The 22,513-nt window shown below is 62.6% G+C and carries 21 protein-coding genes; 11 read left to right on the forward strand and 10 right to left on the reverse strand.

Annotated features, from left to right (window positions below; all coding sequences use genetic code 11):
* Nucleotides 1-144 precede the first annotated feature (144 nt).
* The 5 genes from AAAX72_RS04500 to dnaK form a co-directional block, all read right to left on the reverse strand.
* Entirely contained in the window at nucleotides 145-2,445 is a 2,301-nt protein-coding gene (locus tag AAAX72_RS04500) for a hydratase (protein WP_349129256.1), read from the reverse strand.
* Between the two features lie 395 nt (nucleotides 2,446-2,840).
* A complete protein-coding gene (locus tag AAAX72_RS04505; RefSeq protein ID WP_006235210.1) occupies nucleotides 2,841-3,257 on the reverse strand; it encodes a helix-turn-helix transcriptional regulator in 417 nt (138 codons plus the stop codon).
* Between the two features lie 72 nt (nucleotides 3,258-3,329).
* Entirely contained in the window at nucleotides 3,330-4,295 is a 966-nt protein-coding gene (locus tag AAAX72_RS04510; RefSeq protein WP_055285310.1) for a DnaJ C-terminal domain-containing protein, read from the reverse strand.
* Nucleotides 4,296-4,402: 107 nt separating this feature from the next.
* Nucleotides 4,403-5,245: a nucleotide exchange factor GrpE gene (locus AAAX72_RS04515; protein ID WP_195445868.1), complete on the reverse strand. Its 843-nt coding sequence runs from the start codon at nucleotides 5,243-5,245 to the stop codon at nucleotides 4,403-4,405.
* Between the two features lie 2 nt (nucleotides 5,246-5,247).
* Nucleotides 5,248-7,140 carry a molecular chaperone DnaK gene (gene dnaK, locus AAAX72_RS04520; protein WP_055310046.1) on the reverse strand — a complete coding sequence of 631 codons (1,893 nt, stop codon included), beginning with the start codon at nucleotides 7,138-7,140 and terminating at the stop codon, nucleotides 5,248-5,250.
* A gap of 657 nt (nucleotides 7,141-7,797) precedes the next feature.
* Between dnaK and AAAX72_RS04525 the strand changes: the two genes are divergently transcribed.
* On the forward strand, nucleotides 7,798-7,983 hold the full coding sequence (locus AAAX72_RS04525; RefSeq protein ID WP_006235216.1) for a 4Fe-4S binding protein: 186 nt from the start codon (nucleotides 7,798-7,800) through the stop codon (nucleotides 7,981-7,983).
* Nucleotides 7,984-8,184: 201 nt separating this feature from the next.
* Here AAAX72_RS04525 and AAAX72_RS04530 read toward each other — a convergent pair whose 3' ends face one another.
* From AAAX72_RS04530 to nadA, 4 genes are read right to left on the reverse strand one after another with little or no spacing between them, the layout of a single operon-like run.
* Complete coding sequence (locus AAAX72_RS04530; RefSeq protein ID WP_349129257.1) at nucleotides 8,185-8,730, reverse strand: transcription repressor NadR; 546 nt, start codon at nucleotides 8,728-8,730, stop codon at nucleotides 8,185-8,187.
* Complete coding sequence (gene nadC / locus AAAX72_RS04535) at nucleotides 8,730-9,590, reverse strand: carboxylating nicotinate-nucleotide diphosphorylase (RefSeq protein ID WP_035136620.1); 861 nt, start codon at nucleotides 9,588-9,590, stop codon at nucleotides 8,730-8,732. The genes AAAX72_RS04530 and nadC overlap by 1 nt, the downstream gene beginning before the upstream one ends.
* Nucleotides 9,591-9,593: 3 nt before the next feature.
* Nucleotides 9,594-10,970 (reverse strand): FAD-binding protein, encoded by a 1,377-nt coding sequence (locus tag AAAX72_RS04540; RefSeq protein ID WP_349129259.1) that lies wholly within the window; start codon nucleotides 10,968-10,970, stop codon nucleotides 9,594-9,596.
* A 55-nt stretch (nucleotides 10,971-11,025) separates the two neighbouring features.
* Nucleotides 11,026-12,051, reverse strand: a complete 1,026-nt coding sequence (gene nadA / locus AAAX72_RS04545) for a quinolinate synthase NadA (protein ID WP_117583639.1) — start codon at nucleotides 12,049-12,051, stop codon at nucleotides 11,026-11,028.
* Between the two features lie 292 nt (nucleotides 12,052-12,343).
* On the opposite strand from nadA, the gene AAAX72_RS04550 reads away from it, so the two are divergent.
* Nucleotides 12,344-13,066 carry a LytTR family DNA-binding domain-containing protein gene (locus AAAX72_RS04550; RefSeq protein WP_349129261.1) on the forward strand — a complete coding sequence of 241 codons (723 nt, stop codon included), beginning with the start codon at nucleotides 12,344-12,346 and terminating at the stop codon, nucleotides 13,064-13,066.
* A complete protein-coding gene (locus AAAX72_RS04555; RefSeq protein ID WP_349129262.1) occupies nucleotides 13,066-14,343 on the forward strand; it encodes a GHKL domain-containing protein in 1,278 nt (425 codons plus the stop codon). The genes AAAX72_RS04550 and AAAX72_RS04555 overlap by 1 nt, the downstream gene beginning before the upstream one ends.
* Before the next feature lie 64 nt (nucleotides 14,344-14,407).
* Here the strand turns inward: AAAX72_RS04555 and AAAX72_RS04560 are convergent, their stop codons facing one another.
* Nucleotides 14,408-14,983, reverse strand: a complete 576-nt coding sequence (locus AAAX72_RS04560) for a hypothetical protein (RefSeq protein WP_161115202.1) — start codon at nucleotides 14,981-14,983, stop codon at nucleotides 14,408-14,410.
* A gap of 136 nt (nucleotides 14,984-15,119) precedes the next feature.
* Between AAAX72_RS04560 and trxA the strand changes: the two genes are divergently transcribed.
* The 8 genes from trxA to AAAX72_RS04600 all read left to right on the forward strand — a co-directional run bounded on the left by trxA (nucleotide 15,120) and on the right by AAAX72_RS04600 (nucleotide 22,374).
* Nucleotides 15,120-15,440, forward strand: a complete 321-nt coding sequence (gene trxA / locus AAAX72_RS04565; protein WP_022093990.1) for a thioredoxin — start codon at nucleotides 15,120-15,122, stop codon at nucleotides 15,438-15,440.
* A gap of 221 nt (nucleotides 15,441-15,661) precedes the next feature.
* Complete coding sequence (locus AAAX72_RS04570; protein ID WP_006235225.1) at nucleotides 15,662-15,910, forward strand: hypothetical protein; 249 nt, start codon at nucleotides 15,662-15,664, stop codon at nucleotides 15,908-15,910.
* 1 nt (nucleotide 15,911) lies between these two features.
* Nucleotides 15,912-16,424, forward strand: a complete 513-nt coding sequence (gene nikR / locus AAAX72_RS04575; RefSeq protein ID WP_118205863.1) for a nickel-responsive transcriptional regulator NikR — start codon at nucleotides 15,912-15,914, stop codon at nucleotides 16,422-16,424.
* A 117-nt stretch (nucleotides 16,425-16,541) separates the two neighbouring features.
* Nucleotides 16,542-19,013, forward strand: a complete 2,472-nt coding sequence (gene hypF / locus AAAX72_RS04580; RefSeq protein ID WP_349129265.1) for a carbamoyltransferase HypF — start codon at nucleotides 16,542-16,544, stop codon at nucleotides 19,011-19,013.
* A 131-nt stretch (nucleotides 19,014-19,144) separates the two neighbouring features.
* A complete protein-coding gene (locus AAAX72_RS04585) occupies nucleotides 19,145-19,405 on the forward strand; it encodes a HypC/HybG/HupF family hydrogenase formation chaperone (RefSeq protein WP_006235228.1) in 261 nt (86 codons plus the stop codon).
* The gene (gene hypD, locus AAAX72_RS04590) at nucleotides 19,405-20,517 is read left to right on the forward strand and encodes a hydrogenase formation protein HypD (protein ID WP_349129266.1); all 1,113 of its coding nucleotides are present in this window, start codon (nucleotides 19,405-19,407) and stop codon (nucleotides 20,515-20,517) included. Before AAAX72_RS04585 ends, hypD begins: the two co-directional genes overlap by 1 nt.
* 48 nt (nucleotides 20,518-20,565) lie before the next feature.
* Nucleotides 20,566-21,600, forward strand: coding sequence for a hydrogenase expression/formation protein HypE (gene hypE, locus AAAX72_RS04595; protein ID WP_349129268.1), 1,035 nt, complete (start codon nucleotides 20,566-20,568; stop codon nucleotides 21,598-21,600).
* 105 nt (nucleotides 21,601-21,705) lie between these two features.
* Nucleotides 21,706-22,374 (forward strand): HAD-IA family hydrolase, encoded by a 669-nt coding sequence (locus tag AAAX72_RS04600; RefSeq protein ID WP_349129270.1) that lies wholly within the window; start codon nucleotides 21,706-21,708, stop codon nucleotides 22,372-22,374.
* The last annotated feature ends 139 nt before the right edge of the window (nucleotides 22,375-22,513 follow it).

A 22,513-nucleotide genomic window follows, 5' to 3' on the forward strand; every position in this document is an offset into this window, starting at 1 on the left:
CAAGCAAGCCTATTTATTAGCGTCCCTCAAGACCCAACGAGAACGCAGAAATGTAGCCCGGGACTTACCCTTTCCCGAACGCGACCCTCGCGAAGCGCGTGAGCGGGCGGGAAAGGGTAAGTCCCGGGCGGACAATAAAGTGCGTTAATCGGCAGCGGCCTTGAACTTGTTGTAGTTGATCAGGCAGCCGGCCTTGACGATGGCACGCTCCTCTGCCGTCATATCGGCAATGTAGAGCTCAATCTGCTCGACCGCACCATCGGCGCGAACCACGTAAGCGGCGATGTCCTTCAGGTCGCCGTCGAGCGCGGCGCGGATACCCGGCACAAAGACGTAGTCGCCCACCTCAAAGCTGGGCTCGGCCTCCATCTGGAAGGGCACCATACCCCAGTTCATCACGTTGGAGCGATAGCGCTTGGTGGCGTACTCGTGGACGATGTTGGCCAGGCCGCCAATTACGCGCTGGCAGCTCGCGGCCTGCTCGCGGGCAGAACCGTCACCGGGCTTCTTGGCATAGAGCATGGAGCCGTACTCAGTCGCCTTGGCATCGGCCGCGACACCCGCGCCGGTCAGCGCCTCAAACACGCTGGCAAGCTCGGCATCGAGTGCCGCCAGGTCGCCCGCTGCCTCGCCGGCAACGCGGCGCTTTTCCACCGCGTCGACCTCCTTGGAGCGGCCCACGTAGGCGGGGTCGCGACGGCTGAGCGTAAACTCGGCCAGACCCAGCGGGTTGGAGCGGAAGGAGCTCGTCTCGCCCGAGGGAATGAGCTCGTCGGTCGTAGTGACCGGGTCCATGATCTTGGAGCACACCTTGAGCAGGATGTCGTCGCCGAGAGGCTCCATCGCGGGCCACGGCTTGATGTTGGGGCCCTCGACCAGCTCGTCGGCCGGCTCAGCCTTGCCAAAGCCCCAGTACACGCGCTTCTTGTACGGCGCGTCGTCAAAGGTGTACTCGCAGGCCTCGTCCCAAGTCTCCTCGGGCAGGTCGGTCGCCGGCGTCAGGACGCCGCCGTTGGCAGCCGTCGCCGCAATGGAGCGGGCGTCCATCAGGGCCACGGCGCTCAGCTGACCGTTGCCCGGCTTGGAACCCTCGCGATTGGGGAAGTTGCGCGTGGTGTGGCGGATCGAAAGGCCGTTGTTGGCAGGCGTGTCGCCGGCGCCGAAGCACGGGCCGCAGAATGCCGTGCGCACAATCGCGCCGGCCTCCATAAGGTCGTAGATGTAGCCGCGGCGTGTAAGCTCGAGTGCCACGGGCTGGCTCGTGGGATAGACCGACAGCGAGAACTCGCCGCAGCCGGTGTTAGCGCCCTTGAGCACGCGAGCAGCCTGGACCACGGAGTCGTAGTTGCCGCCCGAGCAGCCGGCGATAACGCCCTGCTGCACGTGCAGCTTGCCGTCGACGATCTTGTCGAGCAGGCTAAAGTGCGTCTTGCCCTCGCCGATCTTGGCGGCCTCGAGCTCCACCTCATGCAGGATGTCCTCGAGGTTCTCGTTGAGCTCGTCGATCTCAAAGCCGTTAGAAGGATGGAACGGCAACGCGATCATGGGCTTGATACTCGACAGATCGACTTCGACGCAGCCGTCGTAGTAGGCAACATCGGCGGGCTTGAGCTCGCGGTAGTCCTCGCCGCGACCGTGCATGGTCAAAAACGCGTGCGTGTCCTCGTCGGTGGCCCAGATGCTCGACAGGCAGGTGGTCTCGGTGGTCATGACGTCGACGCCGTTGCGGTAGTCGGTCGTCATGCTCGCGATACCGGGGCCCACGAACTCCATAACCTTGTTCTTAACGTAACCCTTGGCAAAGACGGCACGGATGATGGCGAGCGCCACGTCGTGCGGGCCAACGCCGGGGCGCGGAGCGCCCGTGAGGTAGATGGCAACGACGCCGGGATAGGCGACATCGTAGGTGTCGCGCAGCAGCTGCTTTGCCAGCTCGCCACCGCCCTCGCCCACGGCCATGGTGCCCAGAGCGCCGTAGCGGGTGTGCGAGTCGGAGCCCAGGATCATCTTGCCACAGCCGGCGAAATTCTCACGCATAAAGGAGTGGATGACGGCGATGTGCGGCGGGACGAAGATGCCGCCGTACTTCTTGGCAGCCGAGAGACCAAAGACGTGGTCGTCCTCGTTGATGGTGCCGCCCACGGCGCACAGCGAGTTGTGGCAGTTGGTGAGCACGTAGGGCAGCGGGAACTGCTCCATGCCCGAGGCGCGCGCCGTCTGGATGATGCCGACAAAGGTGATGTCGTGGCTCGCCATGGCGTCGAAGCGAATCTTGAGCGCCTCGGGGTCGCCGGACGTATTGTGTGCCTGGAGGATCGAATACGCGATGGTGCCGCGCTTGGCATCCTCGGGCGTCTGCGTAATACCGCGCTCGGCAGCCTCGGCCTCAGGCACAACCTCGCTGCCACCGCGCAGGTAGATGCCGTCCTCGTACAGCTTAACCATACTGTCTCCCACTCTGCCCAAAAGATTTGGGCGCATAGCATGCATTCGTTCAATATCGTGCCATAGAACGGTTGCGAGTGGGTTACGAATCTGCACGTTCACTTTATCTCGGTAAAGTAAGGTACGAACCCGGCGAGGGCCGGCAGATTTGGTGCAAGAGTGTCCCTTTCGACTAGTCATTTAAGAACGTCCCCCCAATGACTACCCTACCGTATCCGGAGCAAGGCAACGCCGCAGGTAGAGGACGGACAGCGAGCGACGTCCAGAGCGAACAAGTTGGCATGGAAAAGGCAAGGCATAGACCTTCTGGTCATGCCTTGCCTTTTGAATGACAAATTGTCGCTCTGGGCGGCGCGCAGCGTCGGCCCGTTACGCGGTTTGGTAAAACCGCGTAACTACAAATCCCCGCCGGCACCCAGCAGCTTGCGCATGACCTGTTCGGGGTTAACCGAGCCGTCGCGCGGGGCCAGGGCGGTGATCTTCTTCTGCATCTTGTACTCGTGCAGCTCGTCCTCGAGCTGGCGCACGCGGGCGCGAAGCTTCTCGTTCTCGCGCTCGCGCTCCTCGGCACGCTCCTTCATATCGAGGATGCGCACCACGCCGGCAAGGTTGATGCCCTCGTCGGTCAGCTGGTTGATGAGCTCCAGGCGCTCGATATCGGCACGCGAATACAGACGCGTGTTGCCGCCCGAGCGCTGGGGGTTCACCAGGCCCTTAGACTCGTAGACGCGCAGAGTCTGCGGATGCATGCCGGTCAACTCGGCCGCCACGCTAATCATGTACAGCGGTTTATTCCTATTGTCCTCGGCCATGCTACCTGACCCCTTTCCGTCTCGTTATCGTCCATCATAAGCCCGCGGGCGCGGGTGTGCGCCACGACCGCCCTAGTACGTCGCCTTGTAACGGTTGACCTTCTCGCGATAATCGCGCGTGTCGGCCTCGCGCAGCTTGGTCATGGCATCGCGCTCGTCATCGGATAGGTTCGTGGGGACCTGCACCTTGATCTCGACGAGCAGTGCACCTGTGCGGCCACGGTGCTTAACGTCGGGCGCCCCCATTTCCTTAAAGCGGAACTTCTTGCCCGTCTGGGTACCCGCGGGCACCTTCAGACGAACCGTCGCACCGCCGGGCGTCGGCACGTCCACCGTGCAGCCGAGCGCCGCCTCATAGACCGAGACCGGTACCTCCATGGTCACGTCGGCACCTTTACGCTTAAACAGTGGATGCTCCTCCACGTGCGTGGTCACGACCAGGTCGCCGCGCTCGCCGCCGGCAACGCCATACTCGCCGCGACGCTTGTAGCGCAGCTTGCCGCCGTCGACCGCACCCGCAGGCACCGAGACCGTGATGGTCTGCTGCTCGCCCGTCGAGGGAATGCGGTAAGTGACCTTGTGCGTCACGCCGCGAAACGCGTCCTCGGCCGTCACGTCGACAGTCAGCGACAGGTCGCCGCCCTTGCGAGCACGGCTGCGGCCAGCGCCGGCACCGGCAGCGCCCGCAGCCCCGGCAAAGCCCGAGCCCCAATCGCTGCCCCAAGCGCCGTTGCCGCTAAAGATGCTGTCGAAGATGTCGCCCCAGCCGCTGGCACCTGCGCCGGCACCGTAGCCTCCGCCATACGCGCCGCCTGCGCCCGGCATGCCGCCAAACATGAGCATCTGGTCGTACTCTTTGCGCTTCTTCTCGTCCGAAAGCGTCTCGTAGGCCTCGCTGATCTCCTTGAACTTGGCCTCGTCGCCGCCGGCATCGGGGTGATATTTTTGCGCGAGCTTGCGAAACGCGCTCTTGATCTCTTTGTCGGAGGCGCTCTTGGATACGCCCAGGATGTCATAGAAGGTTTTGCCTGCAGCCATCGTAGCTCCTCTCCTGTTTCATCCGCCGCCCAGCGGGCGGCGGCTCATGCTTTCATATGGCACTAGGCCAGAAAGGGCCCCGGGTGCTGCCCCGGGGCCCTTCTCAATTACTCCTCGGTGCTCTCGGCCGTATCGGCCGCAGCATCCTCGGGCGCCGCTTCGGGCTCCGGTGCGGGGCGCTTCTCGCCACCGTAGGTCACCGTCACCATCGCGGAACGCAGAATGCGGTCCGCCATGCGGTAGCCCTTCTGGTACACGTCGTTGACGGTCTCGTCGTACTGCGACGCGTCCTCGACGCGGCCCACGGCCTGATGCTCGAGCGGATCGAACGCCTCGCCCTTGGGGTCGATGGGCTCAACGCCCTCATGCGCAAACACGTCGAGCAGCTTGGCATGTACCGCGTCAACGCCATCGACGAACTGCTTAAAGTCGTCGGCAAGCTCCTGGCTGCGGGCATGGTCGATCGCACGCTCGATATCGTCGACCACCGGCAACAGCGCAGTGACGAGCTTCTCGGTCGCGCGCTCGCGCTCGGCGATACGCTCGTTGGCGGTGCGGCGACGGAAGTTCTCCCAGTCGGCCTGCAGACGGGCGGTGCGCTCGGTGGCGTCCTTTGCCTTGTCCTCGGCGGCCTTCTGAGCCTCTGCCGCAGCATCAAGCTCGTTGCGCACGTCGGCAAGCTCTTTCTGAGCCTGCTCGAACTTGAGCTTAAAGTCGTTGTCGGCGGCTTCCTCACCGGCGCGGATAGCGGCTTCCACCATCTCGTCCTCGGTCATCGTCGCCTCCTTGTTGGAATCCTCTACTTGGTTCTCGGCAGCCTCGGCGGCCGGGGCCTCGTTGGCCTCGGTATCGTCAACGGCCTCTACGGGAATCTTCACGTCCTTCTCCTCAGAGTCAACGGGGGCGGCACCAACGGCGGCCGCCTCCGTGCGAGCTTTACGAGCGGACATGATTACTTGTCCTCGTCGTCCACAACCTCGTAGTCGGCGTCGACGACGTCATCGTCGGCAGGCTGGGCACCGGCGGCACCGTCGGTCTGCTGCTGAGCGTCGGCGTAGACAACCTGAGCCAGCTCGTAGGCCACAGACTGCAGGGACTCGCCGGCGGCCTTGATGGCCTCGACGTCAGAGCCCTCGAGCGCCTTCTTGGCGTCGGCGATAGCGGCCTCGGCCTTGGACTTCACGTCGGCGGAAACCTTGTCGCCCAGCTCGTTGAGGGTCTGTTCGGTGGAGTAGCACAGGCTGTCGGTCTGGTTGCGGACCTCGACCTCTTCCTTCTGCTTCTTGTCCTCCTCGGCATGAGCCTCGGCGTCCTTGACCATACGATCGACTTCGTCGTCGGACAGAGCGGTGGAACCGGAAATGGTGATCTGCTGCTCCTTGCCGGTGCCCTTGTCCTTAGCGGAGACCTTGACGATGCCGTTGGCGTCGATGTCGAAGGTAACCTCGATCTGCGGCACGCCGCGGCGGGCAGCCGGGATGCCGGTCAGCTGGAACTTACCGAGCGACTTGTTGTCGCGAGCAAGCTCGCGCTCGCCCTGGAGCACGTTGATCTCGACGCTGGTCTGGTTGTCGGCAGCGGTGGAGTAGACCTCGGTCTTGGAGGTCGGGATCGTGGTGTTGCGGTCGATCATCTTGGTCATGATGCCGCCCATGGTCTCGACGCCCAGCGACAGCGGGGTAACGTCGAGCAGCAGGATGCCCTCGACGTCGCCGGTGAGCACGCCGCCCTGGACGGCAGCGCCGTCGGCAACGACCTCGTCGGGGTTCACGGACATGTTGGGCTGCTTGCCGGTCATGGTCTTGACGAGCTCCTGGACGGCGGGCATACGGGTGGAGCCGCCGACGAGGATGACCTCGGTCAGATCGGAGAGCTTAAGCTTGGCGTCGCGCAGGGCGTTGGTGACAGGCTGCTTGCAGCGCTCGAGCAGGTCGCGGGTGATCTTCTCGAACTCGGCGCGGGTCAGCGTGTAGTTGAGGTGCAGCGGGCCGGACTGGTTCATGGTAATGAACGGCAGGTTGATGGTGGTCTGCTGGGCGGCGGAGAGCTCCTTCTTGGCGTTCTCGGCGGCCTCCTTCAGACGCTGCAGGGCCATGGGGTCCTGACGCAGGTCGACACCGTTCTCCTGCTGGAACTTATCGGCCATCCAGTCGATGACGCGCTGATCCCAGTCGTCGCCGCCCAGGTGGTTATCGCCCGAGGTGGACAGAACCTCAAACACGCCGTCGGCGAGGTCGAGGATGGAGACGTCGAAGGTGCCGCCGCCCAGGTCGAAGACCAGGATGCGCTGGTCGGTGCCCTGCTTGTCCAGGCCATAGGCCAGAGCAGCAGCGGTCGGCTCGTTGACGATACGCTTGACGTTGAGGCCAGCGATCTTACCGGCGTCCTTGGTGGCCTGACGCTGGGCGTCGTTGAAGTAGGCCGGGACGGTGATGACGGCGTCGGTGACGGTCTCGCCCAGATACTTCTCGGCGTCAGCCTTCATCTTGGCGAGCGTCATGGCGCTCACCTGCTCGGCGGTGTAATCCTTGCCCTCGATATCGACGACGGCACGGCCACCCTGGCCCTCCTTGACCTCATACGGCACGGTCTTGATCTCGGAGGTGCACTCGGAGTACTTGCGGCCCATGAAGCGCTTGATGGAGAACACGGTGTTCTTGGGGTTGGTGACAGCCTGGTTCTTAGCGGCCTTACCCACGACGCGGTCGCCGTCGGCACGGAAGCCCACGACGGACGGGGTGGTGCGGTCGCCCTCGGCGTTCACGATAATGGTCGGAGAACCGCCCTCGAGAACGGCCATAGCGGAGTTAGTAGTACCAAGGTCGATACCAAGAATCTTACTCATTAGAAATTCCCTCTCTCTTTTGCGTTCGCGCCGCCTCGACGATCTGTCGCGCGGCGCTTCGGCTTGTCTTTCAGGATGTAGTGTATCCCCTTATGGGCCGGAATATACAAAATCTAAGTCAATTCATATAAGATTTCTTATTGCTGAGAGTTTAGGTTCTTAAATGCGCAGGTAGATGCGCTGAATGAGTTCTCGGCAAATCTATCGAGATCTATGTAGAGATGGCTGAGGCTTGGGTCTGGAACCCCTCGGGATGGCCCTGCGGAAAGCAAATCCCGGTTTGAGCGTGAATTCCGGGCTGCAGTTTCCGCAACCAAGGCCCTCGGGAAAATAGATCCCAGTCTGAGTGTGGATTCTGGGTCGCAGTTTCCGCCAGAGGGCTCGACCGGAAAGCGCGACCCGTTTTGGACGCCAATTCTGGGTTGCGCTTTCCAGAAGCTCGCTAAATAGCTCAATATTTCAAGTCACCTTTAGCTAACATTTACGCAGCTCAACGGCCCCACCTGCACTTTTTTTAGTAAACCTTGGCATACTCGGCGAACGGTATGAAGATGCCGGTCAGAGGGTATTGCAAACGGTCGCTCCCGTGGTATGTTTTTGCCCGAATCAAACCGGCGCGCATCGCCTGTAGCGTCGGTCAACAGAGAGGAAACTACCATGGCTCATCCCGTAATTGATGCCGACGAGTGCATCGCTTGTGGCGTTTGCGTCGACTCCTGCCCCGCTGGCGTTCTGGAGCTCCAGGACGTCGCTACCGTCGCTGACGAGGACTCCTGCGTCGCCTGTGGCGCTTGCCAGGACGCTTGCCCCGCCGGCGCGATCACCGAGATCGTCGAGGAGTAACAGCTCCCCCACTTGCACACTCAAAAGTACACCGTGCACAAAAAAGGAGGCCTCCGCATCGCCGCGGAGGCCTCCTTTTGCATATGTGGGCAGCTAATTTGGAGCGGGACCCTTGGCAGTTGCGGTGGAATAGTTCCTGTTTTATGTCTTGGATGCCGATTTTAGGAACTATTTCACCGCAACTTATAGATGCGGCGTCGACTAGGACAAATCGTCTTCGTAGGGCATCAGGTCTGCTAGGTAGCCTTTTTCCTTGAGCATGGCCTCGATCTCGTCGAGGGTCTGTTCGTCCTCCGCCGCAATGCGATGGAAGTGGTAGCCGCTGGTCACCGTCAGCAGCGGAAAGCTCTTGCCGCTCTCGATATCGCGCAGATAGCGCCCGACATCGCGACGATTGCGGATGTCCAGGTCGGCCGTAATCTTACCGTACACGCGGTGATTGACAATCACGTTGAGCACGGCGCCGCCGGCGTCGACGATACTCGTGAGCTCATCGCCTGCCTGCTCCACGCTGTGGCGAACCTTGACCAAGCGCGTAGGCACGGCGGGGCTGCTGGGGGCCTCCTGCAGCACGTAGCCGCGGTTGGTCGCCACGATATCGTGCCCATCGGCGCGCAGCAGGGCGATGTCCTGCACCACGATCTGGCGGCTCACACCCACCTCGCGGGCAAGCGCGCTGCCCGATACGGGCCCCTTGGCCCCCTCGAGCACGGCCATGATGGCACGGCGACGCTCGCGGGCGTTCATTATTTACCGTCCAGCAGACGCAGGTGCTTAAGCGAGAGGTCGAGGATCGGCGCGGAGTGCGTCAGGGCGCCCGAGCTAATAAAGTCAACGCCCAGGTCGGCAAGCGCGCGGATATTGCTGGCATCCACGTTGCCCGAGCACTCGGTCTTGGCGCGGCCGGCGATAAGTTCAATAGCGGCGGCCATGTCGTCATGGGTCATGTTGTCGAACATGATGATGTCGGCGCCGGCCTCCACGGCCTCGCGCACCATGTCCAGGTTCTCGCACTCGATCTCGACCGTCGTGGTAAACGATGCATGGGCGCGCGCCATCTCGATCGCGCGCGTCACGCCACCGGCGGCATCGATGTGGTTGTCCTTGAGCATGACGGCCGTCGACAGGTTGTAACGGTGGTTGCTGCCGCCGCCGATCTCGACCGCGGCCTTCTCGAAGACGCGCATGCCCGGCGTGGTCTTGCGCGTGTCGACGAGCACGGTCTTGGTTCCCTCGAGCGCCGCGGCCATGCTGTGCGTATAGGTAGCGATGCCGCTCATGCGCTGCAGGTAGTTGAGTGCCACGCGCTCGCCTGAAAGCAGCACGCGCGCATCGCCGCGCACCTGGCCCACGTGGTCGCCGGCATGCACCTCGTCACCGTCGGCAACATCAAACAGCACCGAGCTCTGCGAATCCAGCAGCTCAAAGGTGCGAGCGAACACATCCAGACCGGCGATGATGCCATCGGCTTTGGCGATAAGCTCCACCGTGGCGGGACGCGCCGTGGGGCACACGCTCGCCGTGCTCACGTCCTCAAACGTAATGTCCTCGCGCAGAGCCTGCAGAATCAGATCATCGACGACAAGCTTCATGGTAATGGGATTCATGGTCTACTCCTCCACGGCCTGTGTGCCGGCGGCACGGGCCAAATCATCGATTGCAAGGGTGTCAGCGCTCAAGGCGCGGTGACGCCCGTCGAGCGCGGGCTCGCCCGCCTGCTCCACGGCCAGCGACTCGCCGGTACGCATATACCACGCGGCGCGACGACCCCAAACCAGCGCCTCGAGCAAGCTGTTTGATGCAAGGCGATTCTTGCCGTGAACGCCGTTGCAGGCCGTCTCGCCCGCGGCGTAGAGCTCGGGCATCGAAGTGCGGCCGTCCTTGTCGACCCATACGCCGCCCATAAAGTAGTGCTGCGTCGGCGTAACGGGAATGGGCTCGTCCAAGATGTCGCGGCCGTCCTCCAGGCAGCGCGCGCGGATGTTGGCAAAGTGCCCGGTCACCACGTCGCGCTCGACGGGGGCAAAGCTCAGCCACTCGTGCTCGGTACCGTCCTGCTTCATCTGCTCGCGAATAGCGGCGGCGACCACATCGCGCGGCTGAAGCTCGTCGGTAAATCGCTCACCAGCGGCGTTGAGCAAAATCGCGCCCTCGCCGCGGCAGCTCTCGCTGATCAGGAAGGTGCGGCCCGGCTGCGGCGAGAACAGTCCCGTGGGGTGAATCTGCACGTAGTCCAGGTGCTCCATCTTAATGCCATGCTCCTGAGCAATATAGCAGGCGTCGCCCGTGAGCTGCGGGTAGTTGGTCGAATGGTCGTATACGCCGCCGATACCGCCCGTCGCCCATAGCGTGTGGCGGGCATGGATCTTAAACGGCTCGCCGGCATGCACGCCCTCGGCGGCATTTACCAGCTCGTCGGCGGGGCGAACCGAGTTGCCCTCGTCCACGGGAACGGCGACGACGCCGGTACACACCGTGGCGCCATCACGCTCGCCCGTTAGGATGTCGGTCATGGCCACGTGCTCCAAAATCTGCACGTTGTCCAGCTTGCGGACGGCCTGGAGCAGCTTAGTCGTGATCTCCTTGCCGGTGATGTCGGCATGGAAGGCGATGCGCGGACGGCTATGCGCGCCCTCGCGGGTAAAGTCGAGGCTGCCGTCAGCCCTGCGCTCAAAATCCACGCCCATGGCCAGCAGGTCGTTGATGACCGAGCGGCTCGAGCGAATCATGATGTCGACGCTCTCGCGGCGGTTCTCGTAGTGGCCGGCGTGCATGGTGTCCTCAAAGAAGGCATCGTAGTCCGAGCCTTCGGGCAGCACGCAAATGCCGCCCTGCGCGAGCATCGAATCGCACTCGTCGACAGCGCCCTTGGAGAGCATGATCACGCGCGTGCTCGCCGGCAGGTTGAGAGCCGCGTACAAGCCCGCTACGCCGCAGCCGGCAATAACGACGTCGCACTCCATGTCGGGGTATTGTTTGGTTTCCACAGGAATCCTCTCCCTTGAATGTGACATAAGGGACCGTCCCTCATGCAACATTGTTCTAGCGTGCTGCGTACTCGAGCATACGGTCGAGCGTGAGCTTGGCCTGGTCTGCTGCCTCGTCCGAGACGCCGATCTGCACCTCGCCCTCGCCCGTCTCCAGACAGCGCACGAGCTTTTCGAGCGTGATGAGGTCCATGTTGACGCAGGTGGGCTGCACCGCGGGGAAATAGAACTTCTTGCCGGTGCCCTGGCAGCGGCGCTCGAGCTCGTAGAGCACGCCGCGGACCGTCACGATAATGAACTCGCTCGCGTCGGACTCCTCGGCATACTTGATGATGCCGGCGGTGGAGCCGATGTAGTCGGCCTCGGCCAGGACGTCGGCCTTGCACTCAGGATGCGCCAGCACGAGCGCGTCGGGGTGGGCCTCCGTCGCGTCGACGATCTGCTCGACGGTGATGATGTGATGGCGTGGGCAGTAGCCGTTGTTGAGGATGACGTGCTTTTGCGGCACCTGCTCGGCTACGAAGCGTCCCAGGTTTTGGTCGGGAATGAACAGGATATGCTGCTGCGGCAGCTCGGACACGATCTTAACGGCGTTGGAACTGGTGACGCACACGTCGCTCCAGCTCTTGATCTCGACCGTGGAGTTGACGTAGCACACCACGGCCAGGTCGTCGCCGTACTCGGCGCGCGCCGCGTCAACCGTCTCGCGCTTGACCATGTGCGCCATGGGACAGTCTGCGCCCGGCTCGGGCAGCAGCACGGTCTTAGTGGGATTGAGCAGCTTGGCGCTCTCGCCCATAAACTCCACGCCGCACAACACGATGGTCTGCTGCGGCAGGCTCTTGGCGAGCTTTGCCAGGTAGAAGCTATCGCCGACGTAATCGGCAACGGCTTGGACCTCGGGCGCCACGTAATAGTGCGCCAGGATCACCGCGTCACGTTGGGTTTTTAGTTGCTGAATGGCCTCGACGAGCTCTGCGGGCACCAGTGCCGCACGCTCCGTTGCCGTCGTTGCCGATGCCAAGCCGGCCGCGATATCGCGTGCAAGCTCCGACGCATCCATGTTCGCGCTCTGTGCCATCAAGGCCCCTCTCTTTTGGCGAATCTTGGGGCTTTAGTATGACACCTAGGTTTACAGCTGACAAGACAGCTGTAAACCTAGGTGTAAAGTTGAAATAAAGATTCAATCATGTGGCAGGTCCATATTCGAACTGGCAAGCTGAGGATAGCTGAGCTCTCGATGGCGCAGGAGGCATCTTTCGCCACCGCAATACCGCTTGGCGCGAGTTGCACGCCGTGGGGCGCAAACGGTCCGCACCCCCGCAAGCGGCGCGTACCCGATGTGGCAAAATCGAACTACTTAAGGGGGCCGAATGCTCAAGATTATTGCCTGCGACGATGATGTCGCTTTTCTAGATAGACTGCACCGGATGATCGACCGTTGGTCGACCGAGACGGGCACGGCGGTCGATGTTGCGCTCGTCACACGCGGCGAGGACCTGCTGGCCCGCCATGCCGCATCGCGCGCCGACATCATTCTGCTCGACATGATCATGCCGCTCGTCAACGGCATGGACACCGCACGCGAACTGCGCCAGGCCGACACCGCCGTGCGCCTGGTGTTCCTCACCTCATCGCCCGAGTTTGCACTGGAGTCCTACGAGGTCCGTGCCTTCGACTATCTGCTCAAGCCCGTGACTTACGAACGCCTGGCGCAGCTACTCGACGAGCTTTCGAGCATGCGCCCGGCAGCAACCGACGAGCTCGTGATCAAAACGTCCTTTGGCTACCACGCCCTGCGCCTGTCCGACATCGAATATGCCGAGGCGCGCAACAAGCACGTGGTCTTCCACCTGCGCGACGGACGCGATATCGAGGCACTCGAATCATTCCGCAGCGTCGAAGACCGTTTGGCGCAAAATGTCACCTTCTTTAAATGCCACCGCAGCTACCAGGTCAACCTGCGCAATATCGATCACTTTGACCGCACGGACATCGTCATGCGCTCCGGCGCGTGCATCCCGCTTTCGCGCAGTTGCAAGCAGGGATTCCAAGACGCCTACTTTGCGGTGCGCTTTGAGGGTGGGAGACACTGATGGTCTCCTCGGTCGAAATGGTCCTTTGGGCAATCCACCACGCCACGACGCTGCTCTTTGGCGTCTTTGCCTCGGCGGCGCTGTGCGGTGTCGAGATCAACCGGCGTCATACGCTTGAACTGGTGCTGGTCGGTGCCGTAACCGGATGCGCATTTGGCCTCGCCAATGCCGTCGGCGGAGAGCTTTTCGCCCGCCAGGTATATCCGCTCGTCGTGCATCTGCCGCTCATCATCTATTTGTGTGCGCGCTACCGCCTGAGCCCGCTGCTTGCCGCGCTCGGCATTACGAGTGCTTATCTGAGCTGCCAGTTCAGCAATTGGATGGGCATCGCCGCCTTTGCCGCAACCGATTCGCAGATCGCGTACTATCTGGCGCGCATCGCGACCACACTCGCCGTCTTTGCCGTCCTGTTGCATTGGGCCGGCGACATCGGTCCACGCTTGGCGATTAAAAGCACCACCGAGCTGGGCATCCTTTTAATCCTGCCGCTCGTCTATTACGTCTTTGACTATGCCACCAACGTCTACACCACGCTGTTCCACTCGGGCTCGGTGGTAACGGTTGAGTTTTTGGCATTTGCGCTCTGTGCCTTCTATCTTATGTTTCTTGCCGTTTACCTGCGCGAATACGAAGAAAAGGAAACCGCCGAGCGAGAGCGCTGGATGCTCGAAACCCGCGACAGCGCCGCCATCAAAGAGCTCGAGGCTTGGCGTCAATCTGGGCGCGAGCTGTCGATTCTTCGCCACGATATGCGCCACTTCCTACGCGGCCTGGCCGCTTTAATTGAGGAGGGCCACACCGACGAGGCGCTCAAACGCATCGATGAACTCTGCGAAGCCGGCGATCGCACCGCCGTACGCCGCTTCTGCGCCAACGAGACCGTAAACATCGCGCTTTCGTCATTTAACTCGGATATCAATAGAAACGGCATTACCGCCAACCTGCGCGCCGCCGTACCCGAAACCATCCACGTAGGTGACGCCGACCTGTTTAGCGTGCTCTCAAATGCCTTGGAAAACGCTATCACCGCCGCGAGCGCCGCGCCCCAGGGAAAGCGATTCGTCGACTTTGACCTGCGATTAGAGGACGGCCAGCTGCTGCTGTTAGTTTCCAACACGTTTGACCGCGCGCCGCGCATGGTCGACGGCATGCCCGTGACCCGGCATGCGGGCCACGGCTTTGGCACCAAGAGCATCAAACTTGCCGTGGAGCGCATGAACGGCAACTGTCAGTTCCGCATTAACGGCGATCGGTTTGAGCTGCGCGCCGTGATGTAGAAGTGCGGCGCCGATCTCGAGGCGCGCCTTGCCCGCCAGGCAATCGCTCGCCGGCGCCAATCCGCTACAGCGGCGCGGCTGCCGGGGTCAGCTGCTTGATGTATGCCCACATGCGCTGCTTGGCGGCTTTGTCAGTGAGCGCCGCCTCAAAACCGTCGAGCGCGAGCACGCGGCGACCCTGCACATGGGCGACCAAGCCGGGCTTGAGCATGGCGGTGTCGAAGTCATCGATCGCCACGAGCATATCGGCGTAGGTCTCGCGCATGGCGTCAGCCGCGTTGTTGTCGAGCAGTAGCACCGCCTCGGGGTCCAAAGCCTCAAGCGCCTCACGGAACAGCTCGCACGGCAGAGTCTCGCCCACCGCGACCGCTCCGTCACCCACGCCGGCGACGCTTGCCAGCACGCAAAAATCCTCGGGCGCGTAGCCGATGGCCCCAAGCGCCTTGCGCAACGCCGCGCCATCCGGGCCGGCGGCAAGCTCGCCACCCGAACGCTCGGCCTCGTCCAAATCGCCTTTGACCAGCACGATCGGCGAGCACGCGTTGCCCGCAATACGCACGCCACGGACCGCAAGCGATGTGAGCTCCTGCTCGGCCGCCTGGGCGATGGCTTCTTTTTTCTGGCTTTGTGACGTGGACATGCGCTCTCCAATCGTTTGCGTGCCCACCATTATATAAAAGAGCTGCCCGCGAGTGGTTGCTTTGCGGGCGGCTGGGTATAAGCACGGTCGTACTGAGTTTTACGCGGCCGAGCCGCGTCGCATTATGGAGGTCACCATGGCTGACATTAATCAGATTACCCCCGAGAACTTCGATTCCATCGTTAACGACAGCCTGCCCGTGCTGGTCGATTTTTGGGCACCGTGGTGCGGGCCCTGTCGATCCCTCTCGCCCATCGTTGACGAGGTTGCCGATGAGCTGGCGGGCAAGCTCGCCGTTGCCAAGTGCAACGTCGACGACAACCAGGACCTGGCCATGAAGTATGGCGTCATGAGCATCCCCACGCTGATTGTGTTTAAGAACGGCGAGGAGATTGACCGCTCAGTTGGCGCTCTGCCCAAGGCGAGGCTGCAGGCGCTGCTGGAAAAGCATCTGTAATACGCTTGTTACTTACCCGCCGTCTATGAGCGCTTTTGCACCGCTCGCCGGACTTCTGGATGCACCGAGTGCAACCACGGATAGTATGGTAGTTACAAACAGCCCCCAGTGAACGGGTGCGGGTCGCACAGACTCGTACCCGTTTTCTTATGCAGCTGTGCGCAGAGCGGGCGTAGTAAAATCTGAACCACTGAACTGCCCCATACAAAAGGAGATTTCCCATGCATGATGTTGGAATGAACATGAGCCAGCTTGCCATGAGCGTCAAACAGGTCGACGACACCATCGAGCTCGCTCATGAGTGGAGCCATCAGTTGCTGCATGCGACCGAGAATTTTGACATGGAGCGCATCGGCGCCAAGCTCGAGGCCGCCATGGCCGCGCTGCACGAGGCGCATGACGCGCTCGAGGGCTACGAGGAAGCCATCGAGGCCGACCACAACTCCGTCGGCTCCGTGAAGCTGGTGTAAGGTGGCCGAACACGAGCACGGCTGCGGGTACGAGCACGAGCATCCGCACGGGGCGGACGGTGACGCGGGCTGCCACTGTAGTGGTTCCGGCTCCGAGCTGGTCCGTTTTTCGGTTACCGCACCCGACGACCTGCTGCGCCGTTTTGACGAGCAGATCGCACGCCGCGGCGACGTGGCCAACCGATCCGAGGCCGTGCGCGACCTGATTCGCGCCTCGATCGCCAAGGAGCAGATGCGCACGCCCGATGAGCACGTTATCGGGTCGCTCACCATGATCTACGACCATCACACCGGCGATCTGACGCGCCGTCTGGACGAGGTGCAGCACGACTACACCGACGAGATCGTATCGACCATGCACGTGCATCTGGATCACCACAACTGCTTGGAGATTCTGGCGCTCAAGGGTCGCGGCGAGCGCGTCTACGAACTAGCCGACCGTCTGCTGGGCCTGCGCGGCGTTAAGCACGGCGAGCTCACGTGCGCCGCCACCAAGCAGAGCCTGGGGCTGTAGCGGGATTTCCCGCAGCGCACCTGCCAAATAGGGACAGGTTTGTTTTGGCAGGTTTAGAAGTTTTACCTACCAAAATAAACCTGTCCCTTTTTGGTCGGTTTTGATGAGGGGGGTCGCATGCGGCATGTGCATATTCATGTGACGGGCATTGTGCAGGGCGTTGGCATGCGACCGTTTGTGTATCGCGAGGCCATGGCACATGGCATTTGTGGATGGGTGCTCAATGCGGGCGACGGCGTGCATATCGAGGCGCACGCTTTGGCCGATGCGCTCGATGCTTTTGTTGCCGCGCTTTCTGAGCATGCGCCTGCGGCAGCTCGCGTTGAGCGAGTCGATATTGCGGATTTGGAGCCTGGCGGCTGGAGCGCTGCCGATGAGCAGGGCTTTCACATTGTGGCGTCGCAGGACCAGACCGCGCACACGACGCTCGTCTCGCCCGATATCGCCACCTGCGACGATTGTCTGCGCGAGTTGTTCGATCCCGCCGACCGACGCTATCACTACCCCTTTATCAACTGCACCAACTGCGGCCCACGCTTTACCATCATCCGATCGCTGCCTTATGACCGAGCGGCCACGTCGATGGATTGTTTTCCCATGTGTCCCAAGTGCGCTGCGGAGTATGTCGACCCACTCGACCGGCGTTTTCACGCGCAGCCCGATGCCTGCTTTGATTGCGGGCCGCATATTACGTGGCGCGAGGCTGTAAACGGCAATGCGTGCGGGAATTCGTCCGCGACACCGGCCGTCGGCACCACACGCGAGGCCAGCGACGCTATCATCGAGCGCTGCGTTGAGCTGCTGGCCAGCGGTGGCATCGTCGCCATCAAGGGCCTGGGCGGATTCCATCTAGCCTGTGACGCTGCCAACGAGCAGGCGGTGGCCGAGTTGCGCCGTCGCAAACGCCGCAGCAACAAACCACTTGCCGTCATGGTACGTAGTCTTGCTGATACCGAGCGCCTGTGTCATATCGATGATGCTGAACGCGATCTGCTCGCTGGCAGTATCCGCCCCATCGTGCTGCTGCGCCGGCGCACTGTTAGCGAGGACAACGACGGTTCCCCCGACATCCTCGCCCTCGCGCCATCTGTCGCGCACGACCTGCCCGAGCTCGGCGTCATGCTCCCCTATACGCCGCTTCAACATCTGTTGCTTGCCGCGGCAGAAGTCTGCGGTATGCACGCGCTCGTCATGACCAGCGGAAACCTGAGCGAAGAACCCATCGAGACCGACGACGACCTTGCCTGGGAACACCTCGTTGCCGCCGGCATCGCCGACGCGTTGCTCGGTAACGACCGCGCGATTCTCTCGCGCTATGACGATTCCGTGGTGCGCGTGGTCGACGGCGCCGTTATGCCCGTGCGCCGCGCTCGGGGATATGCACCCCAGCCGCTGCCGTTGCCGGCGCTCGACGGCGCTCCGTCCTGCGTGCTCGCCTGCGGGCCACAACAAAAGGCCACGATTGCGCTCACACGTGAAGGGACGAACGGCGAGGCGCCCTGTTTTGTGTCGCAGCATATCGGCGATGTTGAAAACGGCGGGACCTTCGATGCCTGGAACGCCGCGCGCACGCGCTTGGAAGATCTCTTTGATTTGGCGCCCGCCGCCTTGGCCTGCGATGTACACCCCAGCTATCTATCGGGCCAGTGGGCGCGCGAGCAGGCGCGAAAATGCAATCTGCCGCTCGTCGAGGTGCAGCACCATCATGCGCATATCGCGAGCGTAATGGCCGAGGCCATCGCCGCGGGCCAGCTTACAACCGACGCGCGCGTCCTTGGCATCGCCTTTGACGGCACCGGCGCCGGCACCGATGGGACCATTTGGGGCGGCGAGTTTCTTGTTGCCAGCCTTGGCGGCTTTGAACGCGCCGCGCATTTGCGCACCTGGGCGCTCCCCGGCGGGGCGGCCTCCGTGCGCGACGCCCGCCGCAACGCCTTTGCCCTGCTCAGTGAGCTCGGTCTGCTCGAGCACCCAGGTGCCGCTCGGCTTTTGGACAGCCTCGACGAGCAAACGCGCAGCGTGACAGCCACCATGATCGAGCGCGGCATCAACAGCCCGCGTACCAGCAGCATGGGGCGTCTCTTTGATGCCGCGGCAGCAATTCTGGGCATCTGCGACAAGGCAACCTACGAGGGCGAACCCGCCATCGAGCTTGAGGCTGCCGCCTGGCGCGCGCTCGACAACGAAATCGCCCATTTTCCCGACAACAACGCCGGCTATTTCGCATCTGGCCCATCGTGGCTGGACGGCCCCTATGTTCTGGACCAGAAAGCACTCTTTGAGGCACTTTTGGGAGGAATTGAAGCCGGAGCGCCCGCCGACAGGCTCGCACTCGATTTCCATGTCTCCGTCGCGCGCTCCTCGGCGCGCATCGCCAGCGATATCTGCGTGCACGAGGGCATCGACACCGTCGCGCTCTCGGGCGGCGTCTTCATGAACCGACTTCTGCTTCAGCTCCTCGCCCGCGAGCTCAAAAGCGCAGGCCTTACTGTCCTTGTCCCCCACACCGTACCCGTCAATGACGGCTGCATCACCTACGGTCAGGCGGCAGTCGCACGCGCTCGTCTTGCGCAGGTTGCATCGCAGTAGGCTGTTCGGCCAGCCCGCAAGCCGCCGTCTCACAGGTGTAGCGCGTTTGCCCGCAGCGCCCGCGAGCGCTACCATCAACTGATGGATTATTGAGCGCCCGTCCAGCGCAAAGCGTATAAAAGGGGAACAATATGTGCCTTGCCGTTCCCGGCAAAGTAGTCAAACGCGACGACGACCTCAAGGCCACCGTCGACATGATGGGCATCGAGCGCCCCGTGTCGCTGCGGCTCGTGCCGACGGCGCAGGTTGGCGACTATATTCTCGTACACGCCGGCTTTGGCATCCAGATTGTCGACGAGCAGGAAGCACAGGAAACGCTCGAGCTTGTTAATGCCATGTCCGAGCTGGTCGAAGAAGACCAGCTGGCCACCAACCCGGCGGAGGCTTACTAGTGGCGCCCGAGCAGCCGGCTCGCTCCGGTATCGATTTCTCGGCATTCCGCGATCCCAAGCTGGCTCGCGAGCTCATCGAGCGCATTCATGAGCTTGTCGGCGACCGCACCATCAACCTTATGGAAGTCTGCGGCACGCATACCGTGAGCATCGGGCGCTATGGCTTTCGCTCCATTATGCCGGCAGGGCTCAAGCTGCTGAGCGGCCCGGGCTGCCCCGTCTGCGTCACCGCCAACCGCGACATCGACCACGCAATCGCGCTCGCCAACATAGACGGCGCCATCATCACCACCTTTGGCGACATGATGCGCGTGCCCGGATCATCCACCTCGCCCGCTGCGCAAAAAGCGGCAGGGCGTGACATTCGCATCGTCTACTCCCCGCTCGACGCGCTCGACATTGCCGAGCAAAACCCTGATCGCCCGGTCATTTTTATGGGCGTGGGCTTTGAGACTACGACGCCCACCATCGCCGCCGCCATCTTGGAGGCCGAGGCGCGCGGGCTTTTGAACTTCTCGGTCTATTGCGCCCACAAGACCACGCCGCCGGCGTTGCGCGCCATCGCCAACGACCCCGAGACCGCCATCGACGGCTTTATCCTGCCGGGCCACGTCGCCACCATCACGGGCTTGGCCCCCTTTGGCTTTTTGGTCGACGAGTTTAAGACTCCAGGCGTGGTAACGGGATTTGAGCCGGTCGACATCTTGCAGGGTATCTGCATGCTGGTCCAGATGGTTGTTGAGGGGCAACCCGCGATCGACAACGCCTACCGTCGCGGCGTCAATGCCGACGGCAATCCTGTGGCGCGCCAGCTGGTCGAGCAGGTATTTGAGCCGTGCGATACCACGTGGCGTGGATTGGGGCTGATTGCCAACTCGGGCCTTTCCATCCGTCCCGAGTTCTCGCGCTTTGATGCCCGCGTTCGCTTTGACGTGCCCGTTGAGGCGACGGTCGAGCCGCGCGGATGCCGCTGCGGCGACGTGCTGCGCGGGGCCATTACGCCGAGCGACTGCCCCCTGTTCGGCCACGCTTGTACGCCCGAACATCCCGTCGGCCCCTGCATGGTGAGCTCCGAGGGCAGCTGCGCGGCGTACTACCGCTACCGCAACTAGCCCGGACACACCCGCACACCGGCACCACCCACGATTGGAGTTTTCGATATGTCCCATAGCGTTACCGATAGCACCGTCCTGCTGGGCCACGGCTCCGGCGGACAGATGATGAAGCGCATCATCGATGAGGTCTTTTTGGATGCCTTTGGGTCGCCCGAGCTGCTCGAAGGCAACGACGCCGGCGTCGCCGCGCTGCCCGCGAGCGGGCGCATCGCCATGTCGACCGACAGCTTTGTAGTCTCGCCGCAGTTCTTCCCCGGCGGCAACATCGGCCGCCTCGCCGTGTGCGGAACCGTCAACGACGTCGCGACCTCGGGCGCCAACGTGCGCTACCTATCGTGCGGCTTTATCCTCGAAGAGGGCTATCCCATGGATAAGCTCCACCAGATTGTGCAGACGATGGCCGAAACGGCGCACGAAGCGGGCGTGTCCATAATCACGGGCGACACTAAGGTGGTCGAGCGCGGCGGGGCCGACGGCGTCTATATCAATACCGCCGGCGTGGGCGAGGTACCCGCGGGCGTGGCGCTCAGCGGCGCAAACTGCCGGCCCGGCGACGTCATCCTGGTGTCGGGCACACTGGGCGACCACGGCATCGCCATCATGAGTCAGCGCGAGGGTCTGGCGTTTTCGAGCACCATCGAAAGCGACGCCGCGCCGCTCAACCACCTGATTGCCGATGTGCTTTCCGCAGCACCCGACACACATTGCTTCCGCGACCCCACGCGCGGTGGCCTGGCGTCCACACTCAACGAGTTTGCACAGGCCAGCGGCGTTGCCATGGAGGTCGACGAGGATGCCGTGCCCGTGCGTCCCGACGTGCAGGCCGCCTGCGAGATGCTCGGCTACGATGTGCTGCAGGTGGCAAACGAGGGCAAGATGGTTGCCGTCGTGCCGGCCGAACAAGCCGATGCGGCGCTGGCCGCCATGCGCGCCGCCCGCTACGGCGAGAACGCCGCGATTATCGGCCGCGTGCTGCCACTTGGATCGGACGCTCGACCCGCCGTGCGCGTACGTACCGGCTGGGGCTCGACCCGCATCCTCGACATGCTCGTAGGAGAGCAGCTGCCGAGAATTTGCTAACGACAAAGGCTCAGGGCTATTAAAGATATTCAGATTCCAAACATGCCCGGCACGCATGCCCAGTATCATGGGGTGCGTTTTACAACTCAAGCGGCAGGAGCACCCATGGCAGCAGCTTTTTCCCATGTGATCTTTGACCTGGACGGCACCATTCTCAACACGCTCGAGGACCTGGCGGCCGCCGGCAACCATACCTGCGAGGCGCACGGCTGGCCCACGTTTGCCGTTGACGAGTACCGCTACAAGGTGGGAAACGGCATGCTCAAGCTGGTTGAGCGCTTTATGCCCGCCGAGTACGCAGGCGACGGCCGCATGTTTGAGCAGACACTTGCCGTGTTTAGCGCTTACTACGGCGAGCACAAGGAAGACCACACCGCTCCCTATGCCGGCACGATCGAGATGCTCGACCGCCTGCGCGCCGCGGGCGTTCAGCTTGCCGTGCTCACTAACAAGGACCACGTCTCGGCGGCTCCGCTTATCGAAAAGTATTTTGGTTCCGAGCGCTTTGCGCTGGTGCAGGGCCGTGTCGATGCGTTTCCGCCCAAGCCCGAAGCACCCGTCACGCTGCATGTGATGGAAGAGCTAGGCGCCGACCCGGCGACCACGCTCTACGTAGGCGATTCCAATGTCGATATCCTGACCGGCCACAACGCCGGCCTTAAGAGTGCGGGCGTCAGCTGGGGTTTCCGCGGCCGCGCAGAGCTGGAAGCCGCCGGCGCCGACTACGTGGTGGACACCCAGGGCGAGCTCGCAGCGCTAATCCTGGGCGAGTAACGAGCGACACTGCTTAACGCAGCTGCGACAATGCTGTTGCGCGGAAAGTAGTCGTTGGGGACGTTCTTAAACGACTAGTCAGACAAGAACGCCCCAACGACTACCCCAACAATGGCAACGCCGCAGGTAGAGGACGGAC

The sequence above is a fragment of the Collinsella sp. CLA-ER-H8 genome, assembly GCF_040092335.1.
Lineage (GTDB): Bacteria > Actinomycetota > Coriobacteriia > Coriobacteriales > Coriobacteriaceae > Collinsella.